At 28.3% G+C, this 26613-nt stretch carries 21 protein-coding genes; all 21 read right to left on the bottom strand.

The annotated features are described in order from the left end of the window. Positions 1 to 5: 5 nt before the first annotated feature. A complete protein-coding gene (locus tag SCORR_RS00490; RefSeq protein ID WP_094048101.1) occupies positions 6 to 1877 on the bottom strand; it encodes an MFS transporter in 1872 nt (623 codons plus the stop codon). Next, a complete protein-coding gene (locus tag SCORR_RS00485) occupies positions 1870 to 2625 on the bottom strand; it encodes an ABC transporter ATP-binding protein (RefSeq protein WP_094048099.1) in 756 nt (251 codons plus the stop codon). Before SCORR_RS00485 ends, SCORR_RS00490 begins: the two co-directional genes overlap by 8 nt. An 86-nt stretch (positions 2626 to 2711) precedes the next feature. Then, a complete protein-coding gene (gene nrdE, locus SCORR_RS00480) occupies positions 2712 to 4856 on the bottom strand; it encodes a class 1b ribonucleoside-diphosphate reductase subunit alpha (RefSeq protein WP_211279180.1) in 2145 nt (714 codons plus the stop codon). Positions 4857 to 4860: 4 nt separating this feature from the next. After that, positions 4861 to 5325, bottom strand: coding sequence for a class Ib ribonucleoside-diphosphate reductase assembly flavoprotein NrdI (gene nrdI / locus SCORR_RS00475; RefSeq protein WP_094048095.1), 465 nt, complete (start codon positions 5323 to 5325; stop codon positions 4861 to 4863). Between the two features lie 3 nt (positions 5326 to 5328). Continuing rightward, positions 5329 to 6351: a class 1b ribonucleoside-diphosphate reductase subunit beta gene (nrdF, locus tag SCORR_RS00470; protein ID WP_094048093.1), complete on the bottom strand. Its 1023-nt coding sequence runs from the start codon at positions 6349 to 6351 to the stop codon at positions 5329 to 5331. Between the two features lie 80 nt (positions 6352 to 6431). After that, positions 6432 to 6695: an HPr family phosphocarrier protein gene (locus tag SCORR_RS00465; RefSeq protein WP_094048091.1), complete on the bottom strand. Its 264-nt coding sequence runs from the start codon at positions 6693 to 6695 to the stop codon at positions 6432 to 6434. Between the two features lie 51 nt (positions 6696 to 6746). Continuing rightward, a complete protein-coding gene (locus tag SCORR_RS00460) occupies positions 6747 to 8906 on the bottom strand; it encodes an ATP-dependent helicase (protein ID WP_094048089.1) in 2160 nt (719 codons plus the stop codon). Between the two features lies 1 nt (position 8907). Further along, on the bottom strand, positions 8908 to 10713 hold the full coding sequence (locus SCORR_RS00455) for a serine hydrolase (RefSeq protein ID WP_094048088.1): 1806 nt from the start codon (positions 10711 to 10713) through the stop codon (positions 8908 to 8910). A 12-nt stretch (positions 10714 to 10725) separates the two neighbouring features. Beyond that, positions 10726 to 11694, bottom strand: coding sequence for a glycosyltransferase family 2 protein (locus SCORR_RS00450; RefSeq protein ID WP_094048086.1), 969 nt, complete (start codon positions 11692 to 11694; stop codon positions 10726 to 10728). 106 nt (positions 11695 to 11800) lie between these two features. Next, positions 11801 to 12550 carry a pyruvate formate-lyase-activating protein gene (gene pflA, locus SCORR_RS00445; RefSeq protein ID WP_094048084.1) on the bottom strand — a complete coding sequence of 250 codons (750 nt, stop codon included), beginning with the start codon at positions 12548 to 12550 and terminating at the stop codon, positions 11801 to 11803. 41 nt (positions 12551 to 12591) lie between these two features. Continuing rightward, the gene (locus SCORR_RS05550) at positions 12592 to 12840 is read right to left on the bottom strand and encodes a glycine radical domain-containing protein (protein ID WP_094048082.1); all 249 of its coding nucleotides are present in this window, start codon (positions 12838 to 12840) and stop codon (positions 12592 to 12594) included. A gap of 53 nt (positions 12841 to 12893) precedes the next feature. Next, positions 12894 to 14951, bottom strand: a complete 2058-nt coding sequence (gene pflB, locus SCORR_RS00435) for a formate C-acetyltransferase (protein WP_094048080.1) — start codon at positions 14949 to 14951, stop codon at positions 12894 to 12896. 113 nt (positions 14952 to 15064) lie between these two features. Further along, on the bottom strand, positions 15065 to 17668 hold the full coding sequence (adhE, locus tag SCORR_RS00430) for a bifunctional acetaldehyde-CoA/alcohol dehydrogenase (RefSeq protein WP_094048078.1): 2604 nt from the start codon (positions 17666 to 17668) through the stop codon (positions 15065 to 15067). 86 nt (positions 17669 to 17754) lie between these two features. After that, entirely contained in the window at positions 17755 to 19119 is a 1365-nt protein-coding gene (gene asnS, locus SCORR_RS00425; RefSeq protein WP_094048075.1) for an asparagine--tRNA ligase, read from the bottom strand. A gap of 62 nt (positions 19120 to 19181) precedes the next feature. Beyond that, the gene (locus tag SCORR_RS00420) at positions 19182 to 21002 is read right to left on the bottom strand and encodes a PTS transporter subunit EIIC (protein WP_211279179.1); all 1821 of its coding nucleotides are present in this window, start codon (positions 21000 to 21002) and stop codon (positions 19182 to 19184) included. A 55-nt stretch (positions 21003 to 21057) separates the two neighbouring features. Further along, entirely contained in the window at positions 21058 to 21285 is a 228-nt protein-coding gene (locus SCORR_RS00415) for a hypothetical protein (RefSeq protein ID WP_094048073.1), read from the bottom strand. Next, positions 21285 to 22193 carry a type I phosphomannose isomerase catalytic subunit gene (locus SCORR_RS00410; RefSeq protein WP_094048071.1) on the bottom strand — a complete coding sequence of 303 codons (909 nt, stop codon included), beginning with the start codon at positions 22191 to 22193 and terminating at the stop codon, positions 21285 to 21287. Before SCORR_RS00410 ends, SCORR_RS00415 begins: the two co-directional genes overlap by 1 nt. A 9-nt stretch (positions 22194 to 22202) precedes the next feature. Beyond that, entirely contained in the window at positions 22203 to 22982 is a 780-nt protein-coding gene (locus SCORR_RS00405; RefSeq protein ID WP_094048069.1) for a MurR/RpiR family transcriptional regulator, read from the bottom strand. A gap of 18 nt (positions 22983 to 23000) precedes the next feature. After that, positions 23001 to 23948, bottom strand: a complete 948-nt coding sequence (tsaD, locus tag SCORR_RS00400; protein ID WP_094048067.1) for a tRNA (adenosine(37)-N6)-threonylcarbamoyltransferase complex transferase subunit TsaD — start codon at positions 23946 to 23948, stop codon at positions 23001 to 23003. Between the two features lie 44 nt (positions 23949 to 23992). Continuing rightward, the gene (nrdG, locus tag SCORR_RS00395) at positions 23993 to 24499 is read right to left on the bottom strand and encodes an anaerobic ribonucleoside-triphosphate reductase activating protein (protein ID WP_094048065.1); all 507 of its coding nucleotides are present in this window, start codon (positions 24497 to 24499) and stop codon (positions 23993 to 23995) included. Continuing rightward, positions 24486 to 26609: an anaerobic ribonucleoside triphosphate reductase gene (locus SCORR_RS00390; protein ID WP_094048063.1), complete on the bottom strand. Its 2124-nt coding sequence runs from the start codon at positions 26607 to 26609 to the stop codon at positions 24486 to 24488. The genes nrdG and SCORR_RS00390 overlap by 14 nt, the downstream gene beginning before the upstream one ends. Between the last annotated feature and the right edge of the window lie 4 nt (positions 26610 to 26613).

Here is a 26613-nt window from a genome sequence, read left to right as displayed (position 1 = left end):
ATCACCTAAATTCTAGCCTTTCTTTTAAATAATAGTCAGTCTATATATAGAAGTGGTGAGACAAGTACTATGTAGACAAAAATTGCTAAGCCTTTATTAAAGTACAATGAATACTCTAACTTTTCCTTTTCAAAAATAGGTGTCAAACCACTATTTTCTGGTAAATACTCTGGTGATAAATATTCGTAATTAAATAAATTTTTAATATATGTCGATGGCTTTGACATTGAAATACTAGATAATGTTGAGTATGAATCATCAATTAGTGGGTCCATAAATAATCCACTAAATAACATTGGTCAATGAAGTATTATTTGAGTCCTAATACTTGAATATTTCTGACTAGCGTATAAATAACTATCTAATGAAGAACTTACACTTTCTTCATCCGACATACTAAATAACATACTATTTTTTCACAATCCTAAGAAAACAGCATTAAATACTTTTAATTCAGGATACAATTTATATTTTTCTGCTAATTTATCATTTCTATCAACTACATCTTTATCACAATTAGGTTTACTATTTACATTATAATTTGAATCACAAAAAAAACGATAACCTCATGTGTCATTTTCATACAAACTATTATAAGAAGATGAGACTACGGTGTTTATTATATTATTCTCACGGTTTGACATAAAATCATAGTTTTCCAAATATACTTGATTTATGTATTCAGCCAAGTTTGAATAATCAGGTAAATAAGTTTTTACATCATTTAATAAACTTTCTAATCTTACATTTATTGTTTTATTATATTTATTATTATTAAAAATATAAGGTACAACATTTTGATATGATTTATTCAATGAATTAAATATATCGTCACTTAATAATTTATCATTAATCGCTTTTAATAGTTCAAAGAATGACATGTTTTGAAATATATATAAAACGGGCTTTTCATATTTTACAAGTTTGTAATTATACATTAACTCACCTTCAAAAAATGGTTTATTAAGTGGATTGAATGATTTTACTTTATAATCAATAAGTCATTTTGATAATGAGTTAGTAACGTATGGTTCTTTACTTCTATTTCCACCAACATTAACAAATTCATCAAGCATACTATTATAATTATTATTAAGATTATATAAAGAATTAATATCATCTTTAAAAATATTTTTTACATTACTATCATCTTTAAACTCTTGATAAAAATCAGAACCAGTCTTAAATTTTAAGTTAATAGTTGATAAATTTAAATTATTTGAAGACCCATTCATATTACTAAATGTACTAGAAGAGATATTATATATAAATGGGACAAGTGACACTAGGATTAAGAAAATTGTTGATAAGCAAGCTGCCATTGCAGTTTTAAAACCTAATATCAATGTATTAACGATAATTCCCGCTAATAAACCTATTATTAAAACAAAAAATATTTGAGAAAATATAGTGCCAATATAAAATGAAACACTAATATTAAATAAAAATATAAATGATAGCGATAATACAAAAACTGGAATAATGTAAATAGAAAATATTGTAATTTGAATAAACTGCCTAATTAAAAAAGATTTAAATATCGTATATCCAGCTCTTAGTTCAATTGCTTGTATTCCATTTTTTGTTTGTGTTTTATATAAATAAAATGATAAAACCATCATTGTCAAAATAGCTATTCCTGAACAAAATATATATGTTAAATCTCTCATACTTGAGTAGCTTGCTTCAGGTGAATAACTAGTAGATAATTCTACGGCTAAGAAAATAAATAATACTACCGACATTATAATTCCTATCGCAAGAATACTTGCTGTTTTAATTGAAACTTTTAGATTGATTGTATAAAGATTATTAAAGTTTTTATAATTCTCTTTTAGACTTTTTTTTATAATACTTTTATTAACTAAATTATTCATTGTGTTTACCCTTTTTGTCTCTGTATAAATTTCTTAATATGGTTAAATCTCTAATTGGACTTTGCATATATTGTTTATATACATCCATTATTTTCTCGCTTTTATTATCAAAATCTTTATCATGTACAATTTGGCCTTTTTTGATAAGAACTAAATGATTTGCAACTTCTTGAAGTTCTTCGATTATATGACTAGTAATAAGAATAGTTATACCTGATTTTGCAAGTAGCCTAAATATTTCCATAAAGTATAGCTTTGATTCCACATCAACGTTTGCGGTTGGTTCATCAAATATAATATACTTCGGTTTTCTAATTAATACACTTGCCATAATTGCTTTCTTTTTTCACCCAGATGATAGTTTTTTTATTAACTTATCTTTATAAGGTTTTAATTCTAGTAATCTATAAACATATTCTGTATTAAGTTCTGTCTCTTCTTTAGAAAGATCATTAGCTGCACAAATATATCTTAAATAATCTGATAGTTTCATATTTAATGGGACGTTGTTTGAATCCGGAAAGAATGCAACTCTTCTTAAATTGTTATTTTTAAATATGTCTTCTCCATCAATCAAAATAGAACCACTATCTAATTTGAGTTCACCAAATAAAGCTTTAATTGTTGTTGTTTTACCAGCACCATTATCTCCAACGAATGCTATTACATCACCATCTTTAATGTTAAAGCTGACTTCTTTTAAACTAAAGTTTCCAATTTTTCTTGATATATTTTTAATTTCAATCATGTTTTTATTATCCTTTATTATTAATATTATTATATAGAACAAAAAATAAAAAAACTTTTAATTTTAACTTAAAAGTTTTTTTTATACTATATTACACAAGCATCACAATCATAATTTTCACTATCTTCAAGTACATCTTGACGTACCCTTACATAATAAATTGAAGCGCACCCTTTTTTAAATGCTCTTATGTATGCTTTATTTAAATCTCTAGTAGTAGCTTTATCAGTCATGAATAATGTTAATGATATAGCTTGATCAACGTGTTGTTGAGCTGCTGCTGCAACATCAATTATTCAATCCGGTCCTACATTGTATGCATCCATTGCATAATATTGCATATTATCAAAGTTAATATTATATGCAGGAACATACACTCTTCCAAGTTTACCTTCTTTTCTTACTTCAACAGGTGCTACAACAGGTTGTAAACTAGGTGTACAAGAAGATAAATAACTTATTGAACCAGTTGGAGCAACTGCTAATAGATGTGAGTTCGCAAGCCCATTCTTTTTAATTTCCTCAACTAAGTTTAATCAATTTTGTTGAGTAGGGATATCTACTCCATATTTCTTGAATATTTCTTTCACTGTTTCAGTCTTAGGTGTTCATTCATCTTTATTACATTTTAAATACTTATCGAAATAAGAACCATCTGCAAACTTTGTAGACTTGAAATTATTAAAGGGACCGTATTTTTGGGCTAACTTGGTTGAAGCTCTAAATGCATTATAAGCAAGTGTATAAAAGAACATATTAGTAAAATCAACTGCTTCGTTAGAATTATAATAAATTTTATTTGTTGCTAAGAAACCGTGTAAGTTCATTGCTCCTAAACCAACGGCATGGTTATTTTTATTTCCATTTTCTATAGATGGCGCACTTTTTAAATCAGAGTTTCTAGAGACATAATCTAATGATCATATCGCATCAAATACAACATGACCGAAATCCTTACCACTTTCCATAACTTTTGCTATATTTAGACTCCCAAGGTTACAACAAATATCTTCACCTAATTTATCAAATGATAAATCTTCATTAAAAGTACTTGGTGTACTTACTTGTACAATTTCGCTGCATAAGTTACTCATAACAATTCTTCCTTGATGTGCATTTCTATTATTAACAGTATCATCAAATAAAAGATAAGGGTAACCACTTTCAAAGTGAAGTTCAGCTATTGTTTGAAATAACTTTCTTGCATTAATAAATGTTTTTTTTATGTTTGGGTTATTTAGCATGTTTTCATATTCTTCAGTAACAGAAATATCTGAAAATGCTTTACCATAAACTTTTTCGACATCATAAGGACTGAACAAGGCCATTTCTTTATTATCTTTTGCTAATTCAAATGTTATATCTGGAACTACAACTCCAAGAGATAAGGATTTAATTCTTATTTTTTCATCCGCGTTTTCTCTTTTAGTATCTAAGAATGAAATAATATCAGGGTGATGAACATTTAAATATACCGCTCCTGCACCTTGTCTTTGACCTAACTGATTAGCATAAGAAAAAGTATCTTCTAATATTTTCATAACTGGTATTACACCTGTTGCTTGGTTTTCAATGTTTTTTATAGGTGCCCCGAATTCACGTAAGTTTGTTAAACATAACGCTACTCCACCACCTCTTTTTGAAAGTTGTAGGGAAGTTGTCACGGCTCTTGCAATTGATTCCATATTATCTTCGACTCTTAGCAGATAACAAGAAACATATTCTCCTCTTTGTTTTTTTCCTGCATTTAAGAATGTTGGTGTTGCTGGTTGATATCTATTTAATATCATTTGTTTTAATAAGTCTTCAGATTTTTTAAAGTCTCCGCCCGCCAAGAACAATGCATTCATCACTATTCTTTCTTCATAATTTTCTAAATACATTTTTCCATCAAATGTTTTTAATGCATATGCATTATAGAACTTTAACGCACCCATAAAACTAGGAAATGTATGATTATAGTTATATGCTAAGTTTGTTAATTCAATAATTTCATTCATTTTATATTTATTAATAACTTCTTCATCATAATAATTATTTTTAACTAAATATTGAATTCTTTCTTCTATACTATTAAAATGCATAAAGTTTGGTTTTACGTGTTGTTCAATGTATAGCTTCGCAGCTTCCTTATCTAATATAAAATTATCTTTATCTTTAACAAATATTTTTGATCTCGCATTCAATTTTATATATTCTTCATTGTCTATTACTATTTCTTTATTATTCATATTTTTAACCATCCCCTTTGTTTCAAAAATTATTTAGAATTTTTTTTAATGTTATTACATCATTACTTGTACCTAATAATTCAAATTGGTATAGTAATGGGACTTTTAATTTTTTAGATAAAATTGGTCCTGCAATTGCAAATGAGTCACCAAAATTTGTGTTACCAGATGCAACAACGCCTCTACAGTATTTACGGTTGTTTTCATTATTAAGAAACTTGATTACTTGTTTCGGAACAGCTCCAGCTGTATCATTTCCTCCGCCGCCGTAAGTAGGAGTTATTAAAACATAATCAATATCTATTATTAATTCTTCATCCATATTATATGGTATCCTAGAACTAATGAAATCTAGTTTTTCAATAAACCTATGAGTATTATTAGATATTGATGAGAAATATACGACATGTATTTCCCCACTTGGTTTTATAACATCCTCATCATCTACTAAAATAATATCATTATGCATACTTTAAAATTCTCAATCTGAATCTTCAGTCTCTTCAGTTATACCCATTATGTATGAAGAACCATTCCCAGAAAAGAAATCATGATTTTCATCTGCTCTAGCAGATAATTGAGTAAAAATTTCCGGATCTATTCTTGTTTCTTCTTCTGTGAATGGAGATTCATAACCAAGGTTTTGCAAAAACTTTCCAGCATTATATACACTAAATCTAATGGCGTCCTCATCTATTCCAAAACCATCATAAAGTTCCAAAAGGTATTTTTTTTCGAGATCAATTAACTCGTACAATAAATCAAATACAAACTTTTTCATTTCTTCTTGTTGTTTTATATCTAACTTTTGTACCTTTTTTTGATACTTATAACCACTATAATAATTATGAATTACCTTATCTCTTAAAATTAGTCTTATTATGTCAGAGGTATTTGAAAGTTTTCCCCTTGCTGATAAATAAAAAGGTAAATAGAACCCTCCATATAACAAGAAACCTGGCATTAAAGCAGCTGCAACTTTTGATTTAAGAATATCTTTTCCAGTATAATAAGGGATAAGAATTCTTGCTCTATCTTGTAAACTTTTTGTATTAATTACTCATTCATGTGCTTCTTCAATTTGTTCACTTGAACATAGTGTTGAAAATATGGTTCCATATGATCTAGCATGAACAGCTACCATAAATGAGAAGTTTGCATATACAACTTGCTCATGGTCAGTTAATGAATTTGGTATTTGAGCTATATCACCTATTGTTGCCTGAATAGTATCTAATAATGTAAGTCCTGTAAATGTACGTGTTATTAGTTCTTGTCACTTAGGTTCAAGACTATTTCAAGATACTAAATCATTAGAAACTGGAATTTTTTCAGGTAGTCAAAAGTTTTGGGTAGCCCTATTTCATACTTCTAAATCTTTGTCATCATTAATAACATTTCAATTTACTGAGCGCATTTTACCATTGAAGTTATTCATTGCATATTCAAGTGGTGATAACGACTCGTTATAATAGTTGTTTTTTTGCTTTGCCATATTTAACCTTCCTAATTAGAGAAAAAAAAATACCTATAATTGTATTTTTTTTACTTTATACATTATAAAAATAATTATTATTAAATTATTGAATTATCTTTCATAGCTTGCTCGATAGCAGCTACTGCTTCTTTTTCATCTGCACCTGACGCTTCAATTGTTATTTCAGCACCTGATTTAACAGCTAATGCCATTACATTCATTATTGATTTAAGATTTCCCTCTTTGTCACCAGTCTTAATTTTAATTTCTGATGTAAACTTTGATGCTTCCTTTGTCAATACTGAAGCTGGTCTAGCGTGTAATCCAACTGGATCAATTACTTTTGCTTTAAATGAAGTCATAATTTTTCCTCCTACTCTTTCATTATATACAATAATATTATTAAAAATAAATTAAATTTTTTTTCAAGTTGAAGAATTTATTGGAACCATTTTTACTCCATTTTTTGGGTCGTTAAATGCAACAGATATATACTTATCCTGTATTTTAACAATAGTGCCAATACCAAATAAAACATGGTCAATACTATCCCCTTTAACTAAGTTCATTTCTTCTCTTTTAATTTCTGCCTTATCAGGTTTCTTTACAAAACTATTACTACTATAAGTATTATCACTATGATAAAATATATTTTTCTCTATTTCATATAGGTTTGGATCCAGTTCATCGATAAATTTTGACTGAATAAGATTTCCTTTTGAGATATTTGAATACTCTCCTTGTACATAGGAAATATATAACACTTCCTTTGCTCTTGTTATAGCAACATAGAAGGCTCTTCTTTCTTCTTCTAAGGACTCTTTGGACATAAAACTCATATAAGAAGGAAACACATCTCTATTTAACCCAACTATAAAAACAACCTTATTTTCTAATCCCTTAGCTGCATGAATAGTTAATAAAGTTACTTTATTAATGGTATCTATTCCATCTTGATCAGACACAAGTGCTTCACCATATAAAAAATCTTTTACAATATTAGTTTCATTATTATGAATATACTGATTATCAAAATTATTCATTTGATCTAGATAGGCATCAATATTACTCATAGCTTCTCTATCGTCATTATCTTTTGGGTTAAATCTACTCATATAATGAGATAATTCTAAGATTTTTTTACAAGTTTCAAGAACTGAGATATTCTTATCTACAATACTTGTAACTTGGACTAGCGAATTGCTAATATCTTTTAAATTTTTATTAATGATCAAAGCTTCATCTAAATGTAAAGTTAATAACTGAAATAAACTAATATTCATTGAGTCTGCTTTACTTACAAGTTTTTCAATTGATACTTGTCCAACTTTTGGGATTGTAGATAGAAAATGTTCAACTGATAAATTATCTTTGAATGAGACTGACTTTAGCATCGCTGTAACATCTTTAATTACTTTTCTATCCTTAAACTTAAAACCTCCTATTAATTGAAATGGAATGCTTTTATTTTGAAACTCTTTTTCAAACTCTTGTGATCAAGCGTTTACTCTATACAGTATAAAAATATCTGAATACTTATAGTTATTTTTTTCTACAAGTAGTTTTATCTCATCAGCTACAAATCTCGCTTCATAATTTCTAGAAGCAGCTTCTTTTATTTTAATTGGTGCGCCATTTTCATTAGTAGTGTGGACATTTTTTTCTTCTCTTTGTTTATTGTTGCTAATAAACTGGTTTGCCAAGTTTAATATATTTTTAGTAGATCTATAATTCCTATTCAAAAAAATAGTTTTTGCACTCTTAAAGTGATTATTAAAATCTAGTATAATTTTAATTTTCGCTCCTCTTCAAGAATAAATAGTTTGATCTGGATCACCAACAACAGTAAGATTGCTATCCTTAGATAATCATTTTATTAAATCATATTGCTCATAGTTTGTGTCTTGAAACTCGTCAACTAATATATAATCAAATCTATTTTTTCACTTATTTCTAATATCTAATTCATTATAAAAGAGTGAGTGAGTTTTTAAAATAAGATCATCAAAGTCAACATAATTTTTTTCACTTAGTTCGTTTAAATAATGCTGATAAATACGGATTATTTTTTTTTCATCGTTATTAAATATTGTTTCTTCTAAGTAATCAATTGATAGTTTTTTTGATTTTCAACCACATATCTTTGATATTATTTTTTTATTACTTAATAATAAAGAGTCTGATAGGTTTAATTGTTTCTTTATTTTATTTACAATTCTTGCTTGCTCAGCTGAATCTATAATTGTAAAATCTTTAGTTAACCCAATGTACTCACCATCTTCTTTTAGTATCCTAACACAAAGAGAATGAAACGTTGTTATTAATGGGTTTATACCTATTTCATTTAAAGAATCTACTACTCTATTTTTCATTTCATTTGCAGCTTTATTAGTAAAAGTTACTGCAAGAATTTTCTTAGGAGAAATATTGCAACCCTTAATTAGGTATATTATTTTTGACGTGATTACTCTAGTCTTACCACTACCAGCTCCTGCTATTATCCTTAGTGGCTTGTCAACACTTGTTACAGCATCTAATTGTTCTTCATTTAAATTGTTTAAATAATTATCCATATTACCTCAATTCATTTTCTAAATCTTTATAAATTGCTTTTGATAAATTTTTAACTAAACTTCCATCAGTTTGTTTAGTACTAGCCATAAAGCAAACTACTAGATCATTTCTAGGGTCAATAATACAGCTTGATCCTAACAATCCATCTCAACCAAACTGGCCCAATGAAGTTAATGGTTCTAATGTGTTATTTATTCTTACTCTTACACCGTAACCATAAGTAAAATCATCATTAATATTCATATATAAATATTTTTTCAAAGAGTGTACTTGATCCGTTCTCATTTGAATTAACAAGTTATTTGAAATAAGTTGATTTCCTTCTATATCTTTACCTGTTAATAAAAACTGTAAAAACTTAGTATAATCGTCACAAGTTGTATATACTCCTGAACCTCCCATGATTATATTAGGTTCTTCATAAACTTGTTGACTTAAAAAATTAAAGCTTTCATACTTCTCTAATTTATTTTTTTCTTTTTCTAAAATGACGCGATAAACAAAAGCTTCCCTAGATACATCTTTTAAATAAAAGTCTGTATCCTTCATGCCTAATGGAATTAAAATGCTTTCTTTAATAAAATCACTATATTTTTTTTGTGTTACCTTTTCTATAATAGCACCAAGAATATCATATGATAATCCATATTTTCATTTTGTACCAGGTTCAAATTCTAAAGGCACTTCTGAAATTGCTTTTGTAAATTCATCAGCTGTTAAATTTTTATTCCTTAAGCTAAATAGAACTCTTTCAGTTTCTTTTTCTGTATTAGTATTCTTACCACCATAAGTTATACCACTAGTCATTGTTAAAAGGTTTTTTATTTTAATTTTATTTTTTGGTATAACTATTTTATCACCTTCATATAATTTAATATTTTTAAACCATGGCAAATATAATGCTATATCATCATCAAGGTTTAATAAGTTTCTTTCAATTAAATAAAGTGTGCAAACAGCGGTTAATATTTTTGTAATTGAGTACCCTCTAAAAATTAAGTTTTTATCCATTTCTTGTTTAAGACCTAAATCATTATAACCATATGCCTTATTAAATACGACATTATTTTTATATATAAGTTTAATCACAGCACCATTTAAAACTGATTTATCTACTAAACTATTTATTAGACTATTAGTTTCTTTAAAATTATTTTCTTTATCAATTATTATCTTGCTCATATCAAATAATCCAGGTCCCCTATTTTCATTCTCTTGATTCATAACTACCACTTTATCTTGTTTGATTTTTTTACTTATGTATAAGACTTTAATATTAAATTTTGCATCTATTGCTGATCTTTTATTAGGATTCAAGTATATTGTTATAACTAAATAAAAAAATCAGATAGCAAAAAAAACATTGCCTATATTTTTTATCATTACAGCTATTTTTCAACCATTGGTGTCAATATTGTTATCACCTGGTCTATAATATTTAAAAAATAATAATGCTATTATTTGTGTTAGAAGTTGAAATAATAGTGGAATATACAAATAATATATTTCTCTTAGAATTATACAAAAAAATAATCTCTTTTTACTATAAATAATTAATCTTAAATTACAAATTAGCTTTCCTAACGTATTCCCTTTTAATCAATAAGGAATTAAAACAAAGTAAGTAAAAACAATAGCATTAAAAATGCTAAATACTATTAATAAACTTTGTCAATCATAAATTTTATAAAATATATATATTAGCAACATTGGCGCAGAGGCAATAAGTAAGTCAATCAGTCTTGCCAAAAATAATATTGATATAGCTGGAGTTTTATATTCTAATTCTCTTATACTTTTTTCCATCTATATCTCTCTTTACTTATTGGTTTTTAAATAATCTCTATAATATTCTGAAAAGTTTTCTGCTAATTCTTTAAAAGTTAAATCCTTCGTTTCTTTAAAAACAATATTATTCTTAACAAATAAATCTTTTTTAGGTTCATACTTCCTATTAACAAATTCTAATGCTTTTCTAATCAATACTTTATTATCAGTTTTTGCAATTGTTCAGATTCATATATGTAATATTGTTTTGTAGTATGAATATTTTAATTGATCATGTAAATCATTGTATTTTTTTATTCTTCTATAATAATTAAAAATATGAGTTCATTGGTTTACTATATCAAAATTAGAATACTGAACTTGTCTTAAAATAATATTTTCAAAGCTTTTTGAATTTAAATATATATAATTTTTTGACTGGCTATAAATTATATAGAAAAACAACATATCAAATCGTACTTGATTTCTAAATCTAACATTATATTTTTTTATAACATCAGTTTTAAAAAGCTTATTAAATAATAAGTTATTAGTTAGAGCAAGTGGTTCATAATCTTCTTTTAAGTTATAAACTTTATTTGGTTCTAAATATGACTTTGAGGCTATTATTTGATCACCTTTAAAAGAGAAATTATACTCAATAATGTCAAGGGATATGTCTTTATGGCTATTTATAGCACCTAAAACTCTGTCTAAAAAATCACTCTCTAATGTATCTCCTTGAGAAATAAACTTTATATAATCTCCCGAACAAATATCTATTCCAACATTTCAAGAATATGAAGAACCATGTCGATCATTATTAAATACTAATTTTACATTTTTATTTTTTTTAAATAAAGAGTAAAAATAGTCATTGGCTTCAAGATCATCAATACTTCTATCTAGAACTACAATTAACTCATAATTACTTTTATTATTTTGTTTTAGTACACTTTCAACTGTATTTCTAAATTCTTCATTTGCATTTGGTACAACTAAAACGAATGATATCAACATATAAAATTCTTCTTTCTATAATAACTTAATTTTACACTAATTTGTCATATGAGAGTTTTATAACTTTACATTTGCATAAAAAGTACTTTACATGTTATAAAGTACTTTATTTTCTTAACTCATTTTCTATTATTTTTCTACATTCAATAACATATTCCTTTTTTGGAGGTACTACGTCTTTTAAATAGAATTTCATTTTTAAATTCTCGTATTTTGGAATCATCATATTATGATATGGTAGCATTTCAAATCTTTCAACATTGTTAAGTTTTTTTACAAACCTAGCCATATTGATTAAATCTTCTTTCTCATCAGTTCAACCAGGAACTAAAACATGTCTTATTCACATTTTTGTATTACAAGCATCTACAAACTTTATAGCCTCAAGTATGTTTGTATTAGGTCTTGAAGTTAAATTTATATGTTTTTCATTATCGATATGTTTTAAGTCAGCTAATACTAAATCAGTGTATTTTAAAAGTTCTTTTCATTTTGACTTAACTTTATCAACATCGTTGTATGTTCCAAAACAAGTATCCAAACAAGTATGTATGTTTAATTCTTTTAACTTTTTAAAAAGTTCAATACAAAAATTAATCTGAGTCGTAGCTTCTCCGCCTGAAAGAGTAACACCCCCATTTTTGTAGAAAGATTTATTCTTTTCATAAAGACTTATCACTTCATCAACTGTAATAATGTTATCTTTTTTAAACTCTAACGTTTCTGGGTTATGACAATATTTGCACCTTAATAAACAACCTTGTAAAAAGATAACTAACCTTAGTCCTGGTCCATCAACGGCCCCAAATGTCTCTATGCTGTTAACATACCCTATTATATTTTCTTCTTTTTTCATTAGTATATACCTAAAAAAGGGACTTAGCCCTCTTTTCTCTATTACATTGATTCATGAAAAGTTCTTGAAATAACTTCTTCTTGTTGCTCTTTGGTTAATTTTACAAAGTTGACTGCATATCCAGAAACTCTAATTGTTAGTTGTGGATAACTTTCAGGGTGTTTTTGTGCATCTCTTAATATTTCTCTATCAAGAACGTTTACATTTAAATGATGTCCACCATGTCCCATATAACCATCTAACATATTTACTAAATTTTCAACTTGTTGTTGCGATACTTTTGTTTTCATTTTCTTACTCCTCTATTTACTTATATTATATAACCTTTTAAGTTGTATTGGTACTACTTTGGTAACTTTCCGGAGATTTTTATTTCTCCAGGAATAATTAAATCTTCATCTTTGCCTAATGCATTTGGAATTACCGAAAAAGTATTAGATATACCATCAGCCGCATGTTTAAAAGGTATTTTTGAAACTGATGCTAGTGACGCTACAGCACCTGAACAATCTCTTCCATGCATTGGGTTAGCACCAGGTGCAAACGCTTCTGGATAACGTCTTCCACAAGGGGTGTCTCCAGTTGATTTACCGTAAACTACATTTGATGTAATTGTTAAAACTGACATAGTTGCTTCCGAATCTCTATATGTATTGTGTGATCTAACTTTATTCATAAAAATTTTCACAATATCTTTTGCTAATTCATCAACCCTGTCATCGTCATTTCCAAATTTTGGGAAATCTCCTTCTGTTTTATAAGAAACAACAATGCCTTTTTCATCCCTTACCGGAAACACCTTAGCATATTTAATTGCTGATAAAGAATCAGCTACAACTGATAACCCAGCTATACCCGTTGCAAAAAACCTATGTACTTTAGTATCATAAAAACACATTTCTGCACTTTCATAATAATATTTGTCATGCATATAATGAATAACATTTAGTGTATTTACATATTTATCAGCTACTCAAGACATCATATTATCAAGTTTTTTTCAAACCTCATCAAAGTTTAACGGACCATCGCCAGTTTGAACTGGTTCAAAAATAGGAGTAATCTGTTCTTTAGATATTTCGTCAATTCCACCATTAATTGCATATAATAATGTTTTAGCTAGATTTGTTCTAGCACCAAAAAATTGCATTTGTTTTCCGACTTTCATTGGTGATACACAACAAGCTATTGCATAATCGTCTCCATGTGTTGTTCTCATTATGTCATCATTTTCGTATTGCATTGAAGAAAACATAATTGAATATTTTGAACAAAACTCTTTAAAGTTTTGAGGTAAATTTGATGACCATAAGATTGTTAAGTTTGGTTCTGGTGATGGACCCATATTAGATAAAGTATGAATATATCTGAAACAGTTTTTAGTTACTAATGTACGTCCATCCAAGCCCATACCTCCTATAGATTCAGTAGCCCAAACAGGGTCTCCTGAGAATATTTGATTGTAGGCAGGTGTACGAGCAAACTTAACAATTCTTAGTTTCATTACTAAATGATCTACCAACTCTTGTGCTTCTTCTTCAGTTAATACTCCATTTTTAAAATCTCTTTCAATATAAATATCTAAAAATGTTGCTGTTCTACCAAAAGATTCAGCTGCTCCATTATTTTGTTTAATTGCTGCTAGGTAAGCTAAATATGTAAAATTAAATGCTTCAACAGCATTTTTTGCAGGTTTGGATACATCAAATCCGTAAGAAGCAGCCATTTTTGTTATATCTTTTAAGGCATTTATTTGTTCTGAAATTTCTTCACGTAATTTAATTTTATTTTCAGTCATTTCTCCTTCATATAAAGTTGCATCCTTAATTTTTTGTTCAATTAAGTAATCAGAACCATATAAAGCTAGTCTTCTATAATCTCCAATAATTCTTCCTCTTCCGTACGTATCTGGAAGACCAGTAACAATATGACTCTTTCGAATTTTCCTCATATCTGGTGTATATGCATCAAACACACCTTGGTTATGTGTTTTTCTATATTTTGTAAATATTTCTTTGACTCTATCCGACACAGTGAATCCATAAGACTCATTGGCTTGGATGGCCATATTAATACCACCTCATGGCATCAACGCTCTTTTAAAAGGTTTATCAGTTTGTAAACCAACAACTTTTTCAAACTCTTTTTTAATATAACCAGCTGCATGTGAAGTAATGGTAGACGGAACATCATTATCTACATCTAAAACACCACCCGCTTCTCTTTCTTTTTTATTAAGTTCCATTATTTCTGCTCATAATTTATTAGTATTAGCAGTAGGTCCTTTTAAGAAAGAGTCATCACCGATATAAGGTTTATAATTTTTTTGAATGAAGTCTCTAACATCGACTTCTCCAACTCATTCACCTGATTGGAATCCTTCTCACTCTTTAAATCTCATAATCTCTCCTTTGATATAATTATATTACAAACTAGAATTTTTTCTAGTTTTTTTACAAATTATAATATATTTTATTTTTTAATTAAAAAAACCTAAAATTAGGTTTTTTTGTATTATTTAGAAAATTTAATTATTTCCTTACCATAGTAAGCATCAAGGTAAAGTTGTTTTATATCTTCGATTAATGGATATCTTGGATTCGCACCAGTACATTGATCATCAAATGCATCTTCAGACATTTTATCTAGAGAGTCAAGAAATGCTTTTTCGTCTACTCCATAATCTTTAAAGTTAGATTTAAGTTCAACATCTTTTGTTAAGGTTTTTATTTTTTCGATTAGAGCATCAACTAACTCTTCATCACTTTTCCCTTTTAAACCAATATACTTAGCCATTTTGGCATATTTCTCCATTGAGTTTTGTGTTTCATATTGTGAGAAATAACCTTGTTTACCACCATCTATTATACAAGCAGCATTATATCTTATGACATATGGAAGTAATATTGCATTTGCAGCCCCGTGAATAACATCATGATATCCCCCGACTTTATGAGATAATGAATGAACTATACCTAAGAAAGCATTTGCAAATGATATACCTGCAAAAGCAGCCCCATTCATAACCTTTTCTCTTGCCTCTTTATCTGTTGTTCCGTCCTTATAAGCCCTTACAAGATATTCAAAAATGTTTTTTGCTCCTTGTAATGCATATGAATCAGTATAATCTGTTGACATTACAGAAACATACGCTTCCATACAATGAGTTAATGCATCTAATGCTGGAGCATTTGTTGCAGATTTAGGAACAGTCATTGTTAATGAAGGATCTATTATAGCCATGTTTGGTGTTAACGAATAATCAGCTAATGGATATTTTTTATGATCTACATCATCTGTTATAACTGAAAAAGGAGTAACCTCAGAACCAGTTCCGGATGTTGTAGGAATACAAATCATTTTAGCTTTTCTTCCTGTATTTGGATATTTTACAACTCTTTTTCTTATATCAGCGAATGTAACTGCTAAATCTTTGAAATCAATTTCTTCTTCACTTTCATAAAACAATCACATTAGTTTGGCTGCATCCATTGATGAACCACCACCAATTCCTATAATTGCGTCAGCTTTTATTTTTTCTAATAATTTAGCTCCTTTTAAAGTAGTTGAAAGCATTGGATTTGGTTCAACATCGTCAAAGATTGAGTAATTTATGTTGAGTTGGTCTAAAATTGAAGTTAATCTTTTACCATATAATTGATTAATTACTTTATCTGTAACAATAAATACATTTTTGATATTTCAGTCTTTTAGGTCTTCTAAAGCTACTTCTAATGACCCATACTTATGATAAATTCTTTCTGGTAATCTTAATCATTGCATATTTTCTCTTCTTTCCACTAAAGATTTTATATTTAATAAATTTAAAGGTGTAATATTTTGTGAGAATGAATTTCCACCCTTTGTCCCACAACCTAATGTTAAACTTGGTTCTAAAACAAAATTATAAATATCTCCGACACCTCCAAGTGATGATGGTGAATTTATTAATAATCTCCCTGGATTAAGTGATTTAAATTTCTCAACTTTTTCTGGTGACTTTTGTCTATCAATAAATAGTGATGCAGTGTGGCCAGGTCCTAATTTTAATATATTCTCTGATTTTTTTAATGCTTCATTAAAATCTTTCGCTCTATATATCGTTGCATATGTTGAAAGTTTTTCGTGGGCCAATGCTTCAGTGTGGTCAGTACTTTCCGCTTCAACTAATATGAACCTTATGTTAGGAGGAACTTTTATGCCGACAATTTTGGCAACATCCTGAGCACTTCTACCAACAATACTTGCATTTAGTACACCAAATTTACCTTCTTTAAACATTGCTTGTCTAAACTTATTTTTTTCTTCTTCTTTTGTTACAATATAAGTATTTTTCTTTTCAAAAAGTTTTATAACTTTTTCATAAACCGAGTCAAGAACCACAATTGAGTTTTCTGTAGCACATATTACACCATTATCAAATGTATTTGATAATACAATTGATGAAGTTGCCATTTCTAAATCTGCACTTTCATCAATAATTGCTGGTGCATTACCTGCACCGACACCTATTGCAGGAACTCCTGATGAATATGCAGCTTTTACCATACCAGGTCCCCCAGTTGCAAGGATAATATCTGAGTTCTTCATTACAAATTCAGTTCCTTCTAATGATGGATCTTCTATTCAACTAATAATGTTTTTTGGTGCACCTGCTGCAACAGCGGCTTCGTATACAACTTTTGCGGCTTCAATTGTGCATTTTTTTGCTCCTGGGTGGGGTGATATAACTATTGCATTTCTTGTCTTTATACTAATTAAACATTTAAATATCGCAGTTGATGTTGGGTTGGTCGTTGGTATAACCGCACCAACAATTCCAATTGGTTCATATACTTTTTCTAATCCACCAGGTTCATTTGAATAAAAAGTACCAACAGTTTGTAAATTTTTGTATTTATTATATATAAACTCACTTGCGAAATGATTTTTTATCACTTTGTCTTCTACAATACCCATCGATGTTTCTTCACATGCTAATTTTGCTAATCTTATTCTTTCTACATTAGCAGCTAATGCAGCTTTTTTAAAAATATAATTTACTTTCTCTTGTGAGAATTTTGAATATTCTTCATAAGCTTCTCTTGCTTTTTTAAATACTTCTTCTAATTTATTCATAAGATCCTCCTTTTTTTATTATAAGTCTTTTTAACCTCATTTTAAAAAACTTTCTAAAAAATTTTTTAAAAACAAAAAATCTACTATTAAAATAGTAGATTTTTTGGTGTTCTGGGGAAAGGAATTACATCTCTTATGTTTGCTGCACCAGTTAAATACATGATTAATCTCTCAAAACCAAGCCCAAATCCTGATGATTTATAATAACCAAACTTTCTTAAGTCGTTGTATCAGGATACGGATTTAACATCTATATTCATTTCTTTACACCTCTTCATTAGTATGTTATAGTCATCTTCTCTTTGACTACCACCAACTAATTCTCCAATTCCAGGTACTAATAAATCTATTGCCGCAACCGTTTTATCATCCTCGTTTTGCTTCATATAAAATGCTTTTATGTCTTTGGGATAATCAGTAATAAATGTAGGTTTTTTGAAGTGTTTTTCACATAAGAATCGTTCATGCTCTGTAGCTAGATCTAATCCGAAATCTATATTTTTTTCTATAAAATCTTGACCATTTTTCACAGCATCTTTTAATATATTTATCGCTTCTGTATAAGTAATTTTTTCAAAGTTTGAGTTCTTTACTAATTCTAATTTTTTTATTAATCCTTCTTCAAGGTTTTTATCACAAAATAATAATTCATCATAGCAATTATCAAAAATATAATTCACTACATACTTAACCATATTTTCAATTAAATTCATATTGTATTTCAGATCTTCAAAAGCAACTTCAGGCTCTATCATTCAAAACTCAGCTGCATGCTTAGAAGTGTTTGAGTTTTCAGCTCTGAATGTTGGTCCAAATGTATATACTTTTTTAAAAGCTTGTGCATATGATTCAGCATTTAACTGACCAGAGACAGTCAAACTTGCTTTTTTACCAAAGAAGTCTTTTTCATAATCCCCATCTGATAATGTTGTTACAATAAAAGATTCCCCCGCTCCTTCTGCATCATTTTCAGTAATTATTGGAGAGTTCACATAAATAAACCCATCCTCCTGAAAAAATTTGTGAAGTGCAAATGCAGCTGATGATCTTATCTTAAAAATTGCTTGAAAAGTTTTAGTGCGGGGTCTTAAATGAGATATTTCTCTTAAGAATTCAAGTGAATGTTCTTTTTTTTGTAAAGGATAATCTTGGCTTGCACTATCAAGTATTTCTACTTGTTCAGATTGAACTTCTAACTTTTGTTCTTTATCAGGAGTCAATACGATTTTACCAATCACTCTAATAACTGAACTTATTTTAAGTTGTGATATCAAATCAAAATTATCTAATGAGTTTTTATAAACTACTTGTAGATCACTAAAAGTTGTCCCATCATTTACTACTAAGAATCCTACAGCCTTACCAACTCTATTGGTTCTAATTCTAGCAATAAAATTTACTTTTTCCCCATTTTTTAAATTTGAATTGTTAAATAATTGATTAATTTCCATATTTTTGCTCCTTAAACAAGATAATTTTATAATAAAAAAAAGATTTCTTAAAAATCTTTTTTTTATTCTTTATTTTTAATTTTATTTCTTTCTACTTCAATTAATTCTTTTAGATATGGTTTTATAACTTCTTGTTCTCCACCGTAAACTGCTTGAACACTCTTACCTTTAACAATCACTCCATTGCAACCACCTAATGATTTAATTCCTTCGGCGCTTACGACACTTGAGTCTTTTACAGTTACACGTAGTCTTGAAGCACAAGAGTCTACACTTTCTATATTTTCTCATCCACCTAAGAAATTAAGTATTTTAGAGGCTTTTTCTGCTTGAGCAGCTGTTTTACCTCCACTCGCTTTTTTTTCTTTGAAGTCTTTTTTAGTAAATAAAGTAGATAAGTTAGATCCATCTCTTCCAGGTACCATTACTTTTCCATATTTAACAGCAAAGTAGAATGAGAAGAAATATGCAGGTCCCATTATTGCTCCTATTCATAAAATGTGTAGAGGATTAGTTCCTGCTTTAAATGGTATTAAACCAAATACAATATAATCAATTACTCCTCCTGATACTGTCATTGATGTATGTGTTTTCATTAACCCTGTTAGTAAAAATGATATTGAAGCTAATGGCATATGAACTAAGTAGAATAACCAAGGAGCTAAGAATAAAAATGTAAACTCTATTGGTTCTGTTATACCTGTTAAGAAACAAGTAAATGCAGCTGAGAAATAAATTCCCATTACTTTTTTTCTATTATCTTTTGGCACATTTAATCACATTGCCAATGCAGCCATTGGTAAACCAAACATCATAAATGGGAATTTTCCAGATTGGAATCTACCTAGATTTAATCCCATCTCTGATATTTGTGTAAAGTTAATTAAATCTTGATGTCCTATAACTCAATACATCATTGTTTGATCACCTTTTGGGATTGGGATATTATTAGTTTTTAAATATTCTAATAGTTCTCCTGCGGTTCTAGTACCTAAATCATATGTACTATTGTCAGCTAGCAATTGTTCAAGGTCACCACCCGCTGCAGATCACCATAAGGGTGCATAGAAAACGTGATGTAATCCAAATGGAACTAATGAACGTTCAAATATTTCATATATTCAAGAGTCAGTTCCCATTGGTAATTTACCAGAGTTTTCTCCAAATCAAGCTAGACCTTTACCAATTGGAGGTCAAACAATTAAAAATAAAAATGCTAGTGGAATAACAGCCACGAATGTTATAATTGGTACTAATTTTGAGCCTGAGAAGAAGCTTATTGCAGATGGTAACTGGGTTTTGTGAAACCTATTATACATTCACGCTGAAATTGCTCCTACAAAGATTGCTGCAAAAACACCTGTATTCAAAGATTGAATACCTAAATTAGGTGTAATTAGATTTTTACTTACATTAGTGTACCATAACATATCAAATCCACTTTCACGTTCCATTAACAAAGCGGATTGAAGTCCGTTGAACGCAAGGAAACCAACTACAGATGTAATTGCGGCTACCCCTGAGTCATTTGTATATGCAATAGCCACAGATATACAAAACAATACTGGTAAATTTCCAAATGCCACATCACCCATAGTATTTAAAACTTTACCAAAAAAGTATAATCCTTGATATCCATCAATTATATTATTATTATTTATAATAACATAATCGTTTACAGCATTTAAATCACCATTATATATACATAAATTTGCAATTGTTGCACCAACACCAAGAAAAATACCAGCTATTGGTAATAAGGCTATTGGAAGTAAAAAAGCTTTACTTAACTTTGATAAAGTCGGCATTATACCACTGCCGAGTTTTTTTAAGTGCTCTTTAAAACTTCTTTTAGCTTTTTCTTCTTTTAGTTTTTCTTTCATATTACTTATCCTTTCACAAGTTTATTATAAACCAATAAATGGAATTTTTATATTTTTATAAAAGAAAACCGAAAAAACTTCCAATTGCTAATACTAAACAAAAAACTGCAGAGTATTGTAAAAGATGTTGTTTAGTAAATCCTCAAATCCCTTTATCTTTTATAGATAATTTTGAAGATTTAATTGAGTTCTTTTTCTTTAAAGTAATATCGATAATAAAAAGTATTATTGCTAATACTAAAAATATGATTGCACATATTAAATAAACATATTTTTGATTCATTATTTGCACACCCAGTATATTATTAACTCCATATTACCCATAAAAAATAACTCCTCTAAATTTGAATTGCAAATTGCCGACTCCCCCATTTTCATCTTAAATCCATTTACCGAACCTTCACCGCTTATAATAGTTAGGTTAAGTCATAATGCATTTTTTGGCTTCGAGAAGGTTTTTTTATTTATAACTTTTAGTTTATATAAAGAAAAAAAATCTGAGTTAAAATCAAAATTATCTTTATTTTGAATAACATTATCTTTAACATCTGGTATTTTAATATTATTTAATGAGTCCTCAATGTGAAGCTCTCTAAGTCTACCATTATCAATTCTATTATAATCATAAAGTCTATAAGTAATATCGCTTGATCTTTGTAACTCGAAAACAGTTAAACTTGGTGTGATTGCATGGATTTTGCCTGGCTCAACATATAAGAAATCACCTTTATTAACATGTTTTTCTTTTAAAATTTCACTTCATTTGTCATTGACAACTGCATTTTTAAATTCTTCTAAGGTAGTTGCTTTATGACCATATATTATCCTTGCATTATCAGGACAATTCATTATATATCAACATTCAGGTTTTCCTAAGGATTTGTGTTTTTTTAAGGCGTAGTTATCATTTGGATGAACTTGTACTGATAAATAATCATTTGCTGTAATAATTTTAGCTAAAATAGGAAATTGCTCTTGATAATCACCAAAAAAAGATTTATTTTTATTAAAAAAATCTAGTAAAGAAACTTTTTCGCCATTAATTTGTAATCATGATATACCGTTTGGATGAGCACTTACTATTCAAGCTTCTCCAACTTTTTTATCACCAATATCAAAACCATAGTTTTTTAACTCATTTCCTCCTCATATTTTTTCAGAAAAATATGGAAGAACTTTTATTATATCCATATATACCCCCTATGAGTCAGAATTCATATAATGATAGATTAATAAATCATTTAAATAGTTAAAGGGAACAGAATTTGAAATATGACCCTTATAAATTGATTCATCGGGATTATCGACAATTAATGTATGAATTGATGATAAATATTGAACAATGTTCGGTGAAGCAATTTTTCCAGAAATATATATGATTTTTCTATTCATAATACCAATATCTGTAATAAACTTATCTAATCTACTTGAATTACCATATCTTGTAAAGAATATAAAAACATCATTTTCTCTTGAACTAGCAGTTCTTTGATTCAATGTATCTTGATCTGAATCAAGTAGGAAAGTATCTAAATTATTTTTATATAAAAAATTAGATAATTCCTGAGCGGGCCCTGATAGTAAATTTTCTCAATAACAAATAAAAGCTCTTGAAGAGTTTTTTAAAACAGTAAGTGTTTGAAAAATATCTTTTTTTTCTATTAAAGCATAGTTTTGCTTAATAATATTTATATAACCTTGTACAACATTTTCGTCATTTTTAGCTACATTAATCTTTTGGTTTTCTACATCATTTGCTAATGAAATTGCAAAGTCGCGGAATCCTTTTATATTTAATTTTTTTAATAATCCATATATTGCACTATAACCTGTACCGGCTTCTTGCGCCATTCTTTCAATTTTCATATTAGTATCAACTATTTCTTTTAGATGACTTCTTATAAAATCTACTATTTTCTTTTCTTTGATTGTTAAATCATTCTCATCAATTGTTGTAAGTTTACTTAAAAACGACCTCATTATAAATCTCCTTATGTTTTATTTATACTTAATATACTCATTGCATAACTCTGCTATCATCGCAGCATTATCAGTACAATATTTTAAATCTGGTAATAATATATTACAAATATTATACTTGTTTCCAATGGAAAAAATTCTACTTCTTAAAAGTTTATTGGCACTAACTCCGCCTGCAAGTGTGATTGTTCTTGGTTTGTATTTTACTATTGCTTTTTCAAAACCATTTAATAAATAATCGATAGCCGAGTTTTGAAAACCGGCACAAAAGTCCTTAATATTAAATGTATTATTTTTTCTATGCTTATTTATTAGATTTATACTTGCTGTTTTTAAACCCGAGAATGAGTAATCTAATTCGTTAATTAAATTTAGTTTTGGAAATTCATATGCAGAAGAGTTTCCACCAAATGTAATTTTATCGATTTCTGGACCACCTGGATAAGGCAGTTCTAAACATCTTGCCACTTTATCATAACATTCTCCAATAGCATCATCAAGTGTAGTACCAACAACTTTAAAATCAAGTGGTTTTTCCAATAGCTGAATTTGAGTATGCCCACCACTTACTACTAAGGATAATACAGGATATTCAAAATCATTATCTATATTTGCAGAATATATGTGACCTTCCATATGATTTAAAGGCATAGTAGGTTTATCTAAATATAGACCAATAGTTTTAGCAACTAATCTTCCAATAATTAAACTTCCAATAAGACCTGGATTATTTGTATACGCTATGTAATCAATATCACTTCATATAACTTTACTTTTTGACACTGCATCTAATATAACTTTTGAAAAGTTTTCAACATGTAACCTTGAAGCTAACTCGGGTACAACTCCCCCATATTTGGTATGATCTTTTATTTGAGTTGAAATTACGTTTGATTTAATTTTACCATTTTCCATAACAGCGACACTAAATTCGTCACAACTTGATTCAATAGCTAGTATTAACATATAAAATTTTCCTTCCAATAAAAAGACCTTATGATAAGGTCTTTTTATATCAAATTATTATTAGACAACCATTCATATGTGTTAATGATTCTTTGATTACTACTTCCTCTAAACTCTAATTGTGGATCATAAAGTTCTTGTACTCATCTACCATCAACTAATGTATCAATCTCTTTTAATATTTCAAATCTATTTCTTTCAACTTCACCATTATCTCTTTGGTTAATAATTTCTTCAATTGTAAATCCAGTATATAATCAAATATTCATAGCCGTTTCTTTCTTAATAACTTTTATCAATTCAAGAACTTCTTTTGCACTAAACATTGGATCTCCGCCTGAGAAAGTGACGCCACTTAGTAATGGATTTGATTTAATTTCGTTTATAATCTGATTTTCATATTCCTTATCAAAATCTCTTCCAATTTTAAAACTTCAACTAAGAAGATTATGACATCCTTTACAAGCATGCAAACATCCAGCAACATAAATTGAATATCTGAAGCCAGGTCCATCACTTATAGTCTCTTTAAAGATTTTAAGAATTCTCATTTTCTTGTTTTAGATGTTTTACTCTCTCTTTTTCTTCGGCCTGTTTACCAGAATTCCAACCATCTAAATCTCCGACAAGATATCCTGTGATTCTTCTCGTTCTAGATATATCATTATTTCCGCACTTTGGACAATCAATTTGTATTAAAGATGTGTAGTGACATTTTTTGCATCTATCAACAGGGTGGTTTAGACTTCCATAATTTATTCCACTACTTTTCATATAATCTATAACCGATAAAATTGCGTGTAAGTTTTTTTTAGCTTCTCCATCAAGTTCGATGTAACTTATATTACCACCTAATGTAATGCTATGATACGCAGCTTCCTTTTGTATCTTTTGATACGCAGATAGATTATAGTATACAGGAATATGATTTGAATTTGTGAAGTAATCCCTTGTAGTAACTTCATTTATAGAACCAAATCTAGACCTTGTTATTTTTGCCATTCTACCAGCAACTGACTCTGCAGGTGTAGCAATTACACCGAAATTTAGATGAGTTTTTTCTTTTCATAGTTCAGATACTTTATTCATTTCCCTAACTACTTCTAAACCAAACTCTTGTGCTTCTTCACTTTCACCATGATGATAACCCAAAAGTGCTTTTAAACATTCTGCTAACCCTACAAAACCGATTGTTAGAGTTCCATTAACAAATACACTTTCAACACTATCACCAGAAGTTAGCAATTGTCCACCAGTTAATACATTATTTCTCATTAGGAATGGGAACTCTTTCGCAACTGCTGATATTTGGAACTTAAATCTATTGTACATTTGTTGGCAAACCACATTTGAAAACTGATTTACTTTTGTAAGAAAATCTGCTTTTATTTTCTCTCTTGAAGTTGTTTCTAAATTGATAAAGTTGTTAACAAGCAATTCTTTTTCTTCAAGTAATTCAAGGGCTATATAAGGTAAATTTAGAGAGGTAAATGATAAGTTACCTCTACCAACACTAGTTTTTTCACCACGGATGTTTTCAAACACTCTAGTTCTACAGCCCATTGTTGCTGGTTCATACATCCATCTATTATCATCATTTTCATTTCATTTTTCATGTTTATTATATGGTTGATCTAAAAACATGAAGTTAGGAAATAGTCTTGTGCTAGTTGTTTTTAAAGCATCTAAGAATAAATCAAAGTTTTTTGATTCTCAATCTTTGACATTATCTCATTCAGACTGACTTAATGAATCAGCTCTTTTTTTATCTTTTGTAGAGAAATTTATTCCTTCTTTAACTTTAAATATAACAATTGGGAAAATTGAAGTTTCTCCATTTCCTAAACCATTTCTTAATGCTTTAAATAATGATTTAATAACTTGTCTACCTTCGTCTGAAGTATCAGTACCAATATTAATTGATGAAAAAACTACTTGATTTCCACCTCTTGAATGTTGTGTATTTAAATTATAAATAAACCCTTCCATTGCTTGGTCAGTATCTGATTCTACCTTTTTATTTGCATTTAATATTAGTTTATTAACAATCTTCGAAGAAATACCATATTTTATAAGTAGCTTTTTGAGATTTTCTACTTTGGTATTATTAAATGATATAAGTTCATTTTGATATACAATTTCTTTAATATCCTGTTCTGTAAATATAGAATCAGAAATTTCTAAGTAGGATATTATATTTTCATATAATCTTTTTTTAAATGATTTGGCTACACCTTTTGCCATAAAATAATCAAATGCAGGAATTGCTTGTCCCCCATGCATTTCATTTTGTGCAGTTTGAAAAACTATTGCTGCTAGTTCTGCATAAACTGCAATTGATTTTGGTTCTCTTATGTGACCGTTTCTTGTATAAAATCCATCTTTAAATATTTCATCAAGGTTATACTGAACACAAGTAGCTGATTTTGTTGCATAATAATCTAAATCATGTATATGGATTAATGATTTTCTATGTAGGTCTGCGTGATGCTTATCAAGAAGATTATCAAGTGCATATTCTTTTGATGTAATTGAAGCAAACTTCATCATCTTACCACTAGGTGTATCACCACTCATATTTGCATTTTCATTTTTAAGATCATTATTTTCAACTGATATTATAGATGATATTTCTTTTGAAATATTTTTTGTATTTGTCATAACT

The organism is Spiroplasma corruscae, from assembly GCF_002237575.1.
GTDB lineage: Bacteria > Bacillota_I > Bacilli_A > Mycoplasmatales > Mycoplasmataceae > Spiroplasma_A > Spiroplasma_A corruscae.
This window is presented reverse-complemented; position numbering and strand designations above follow the sequence as displayed.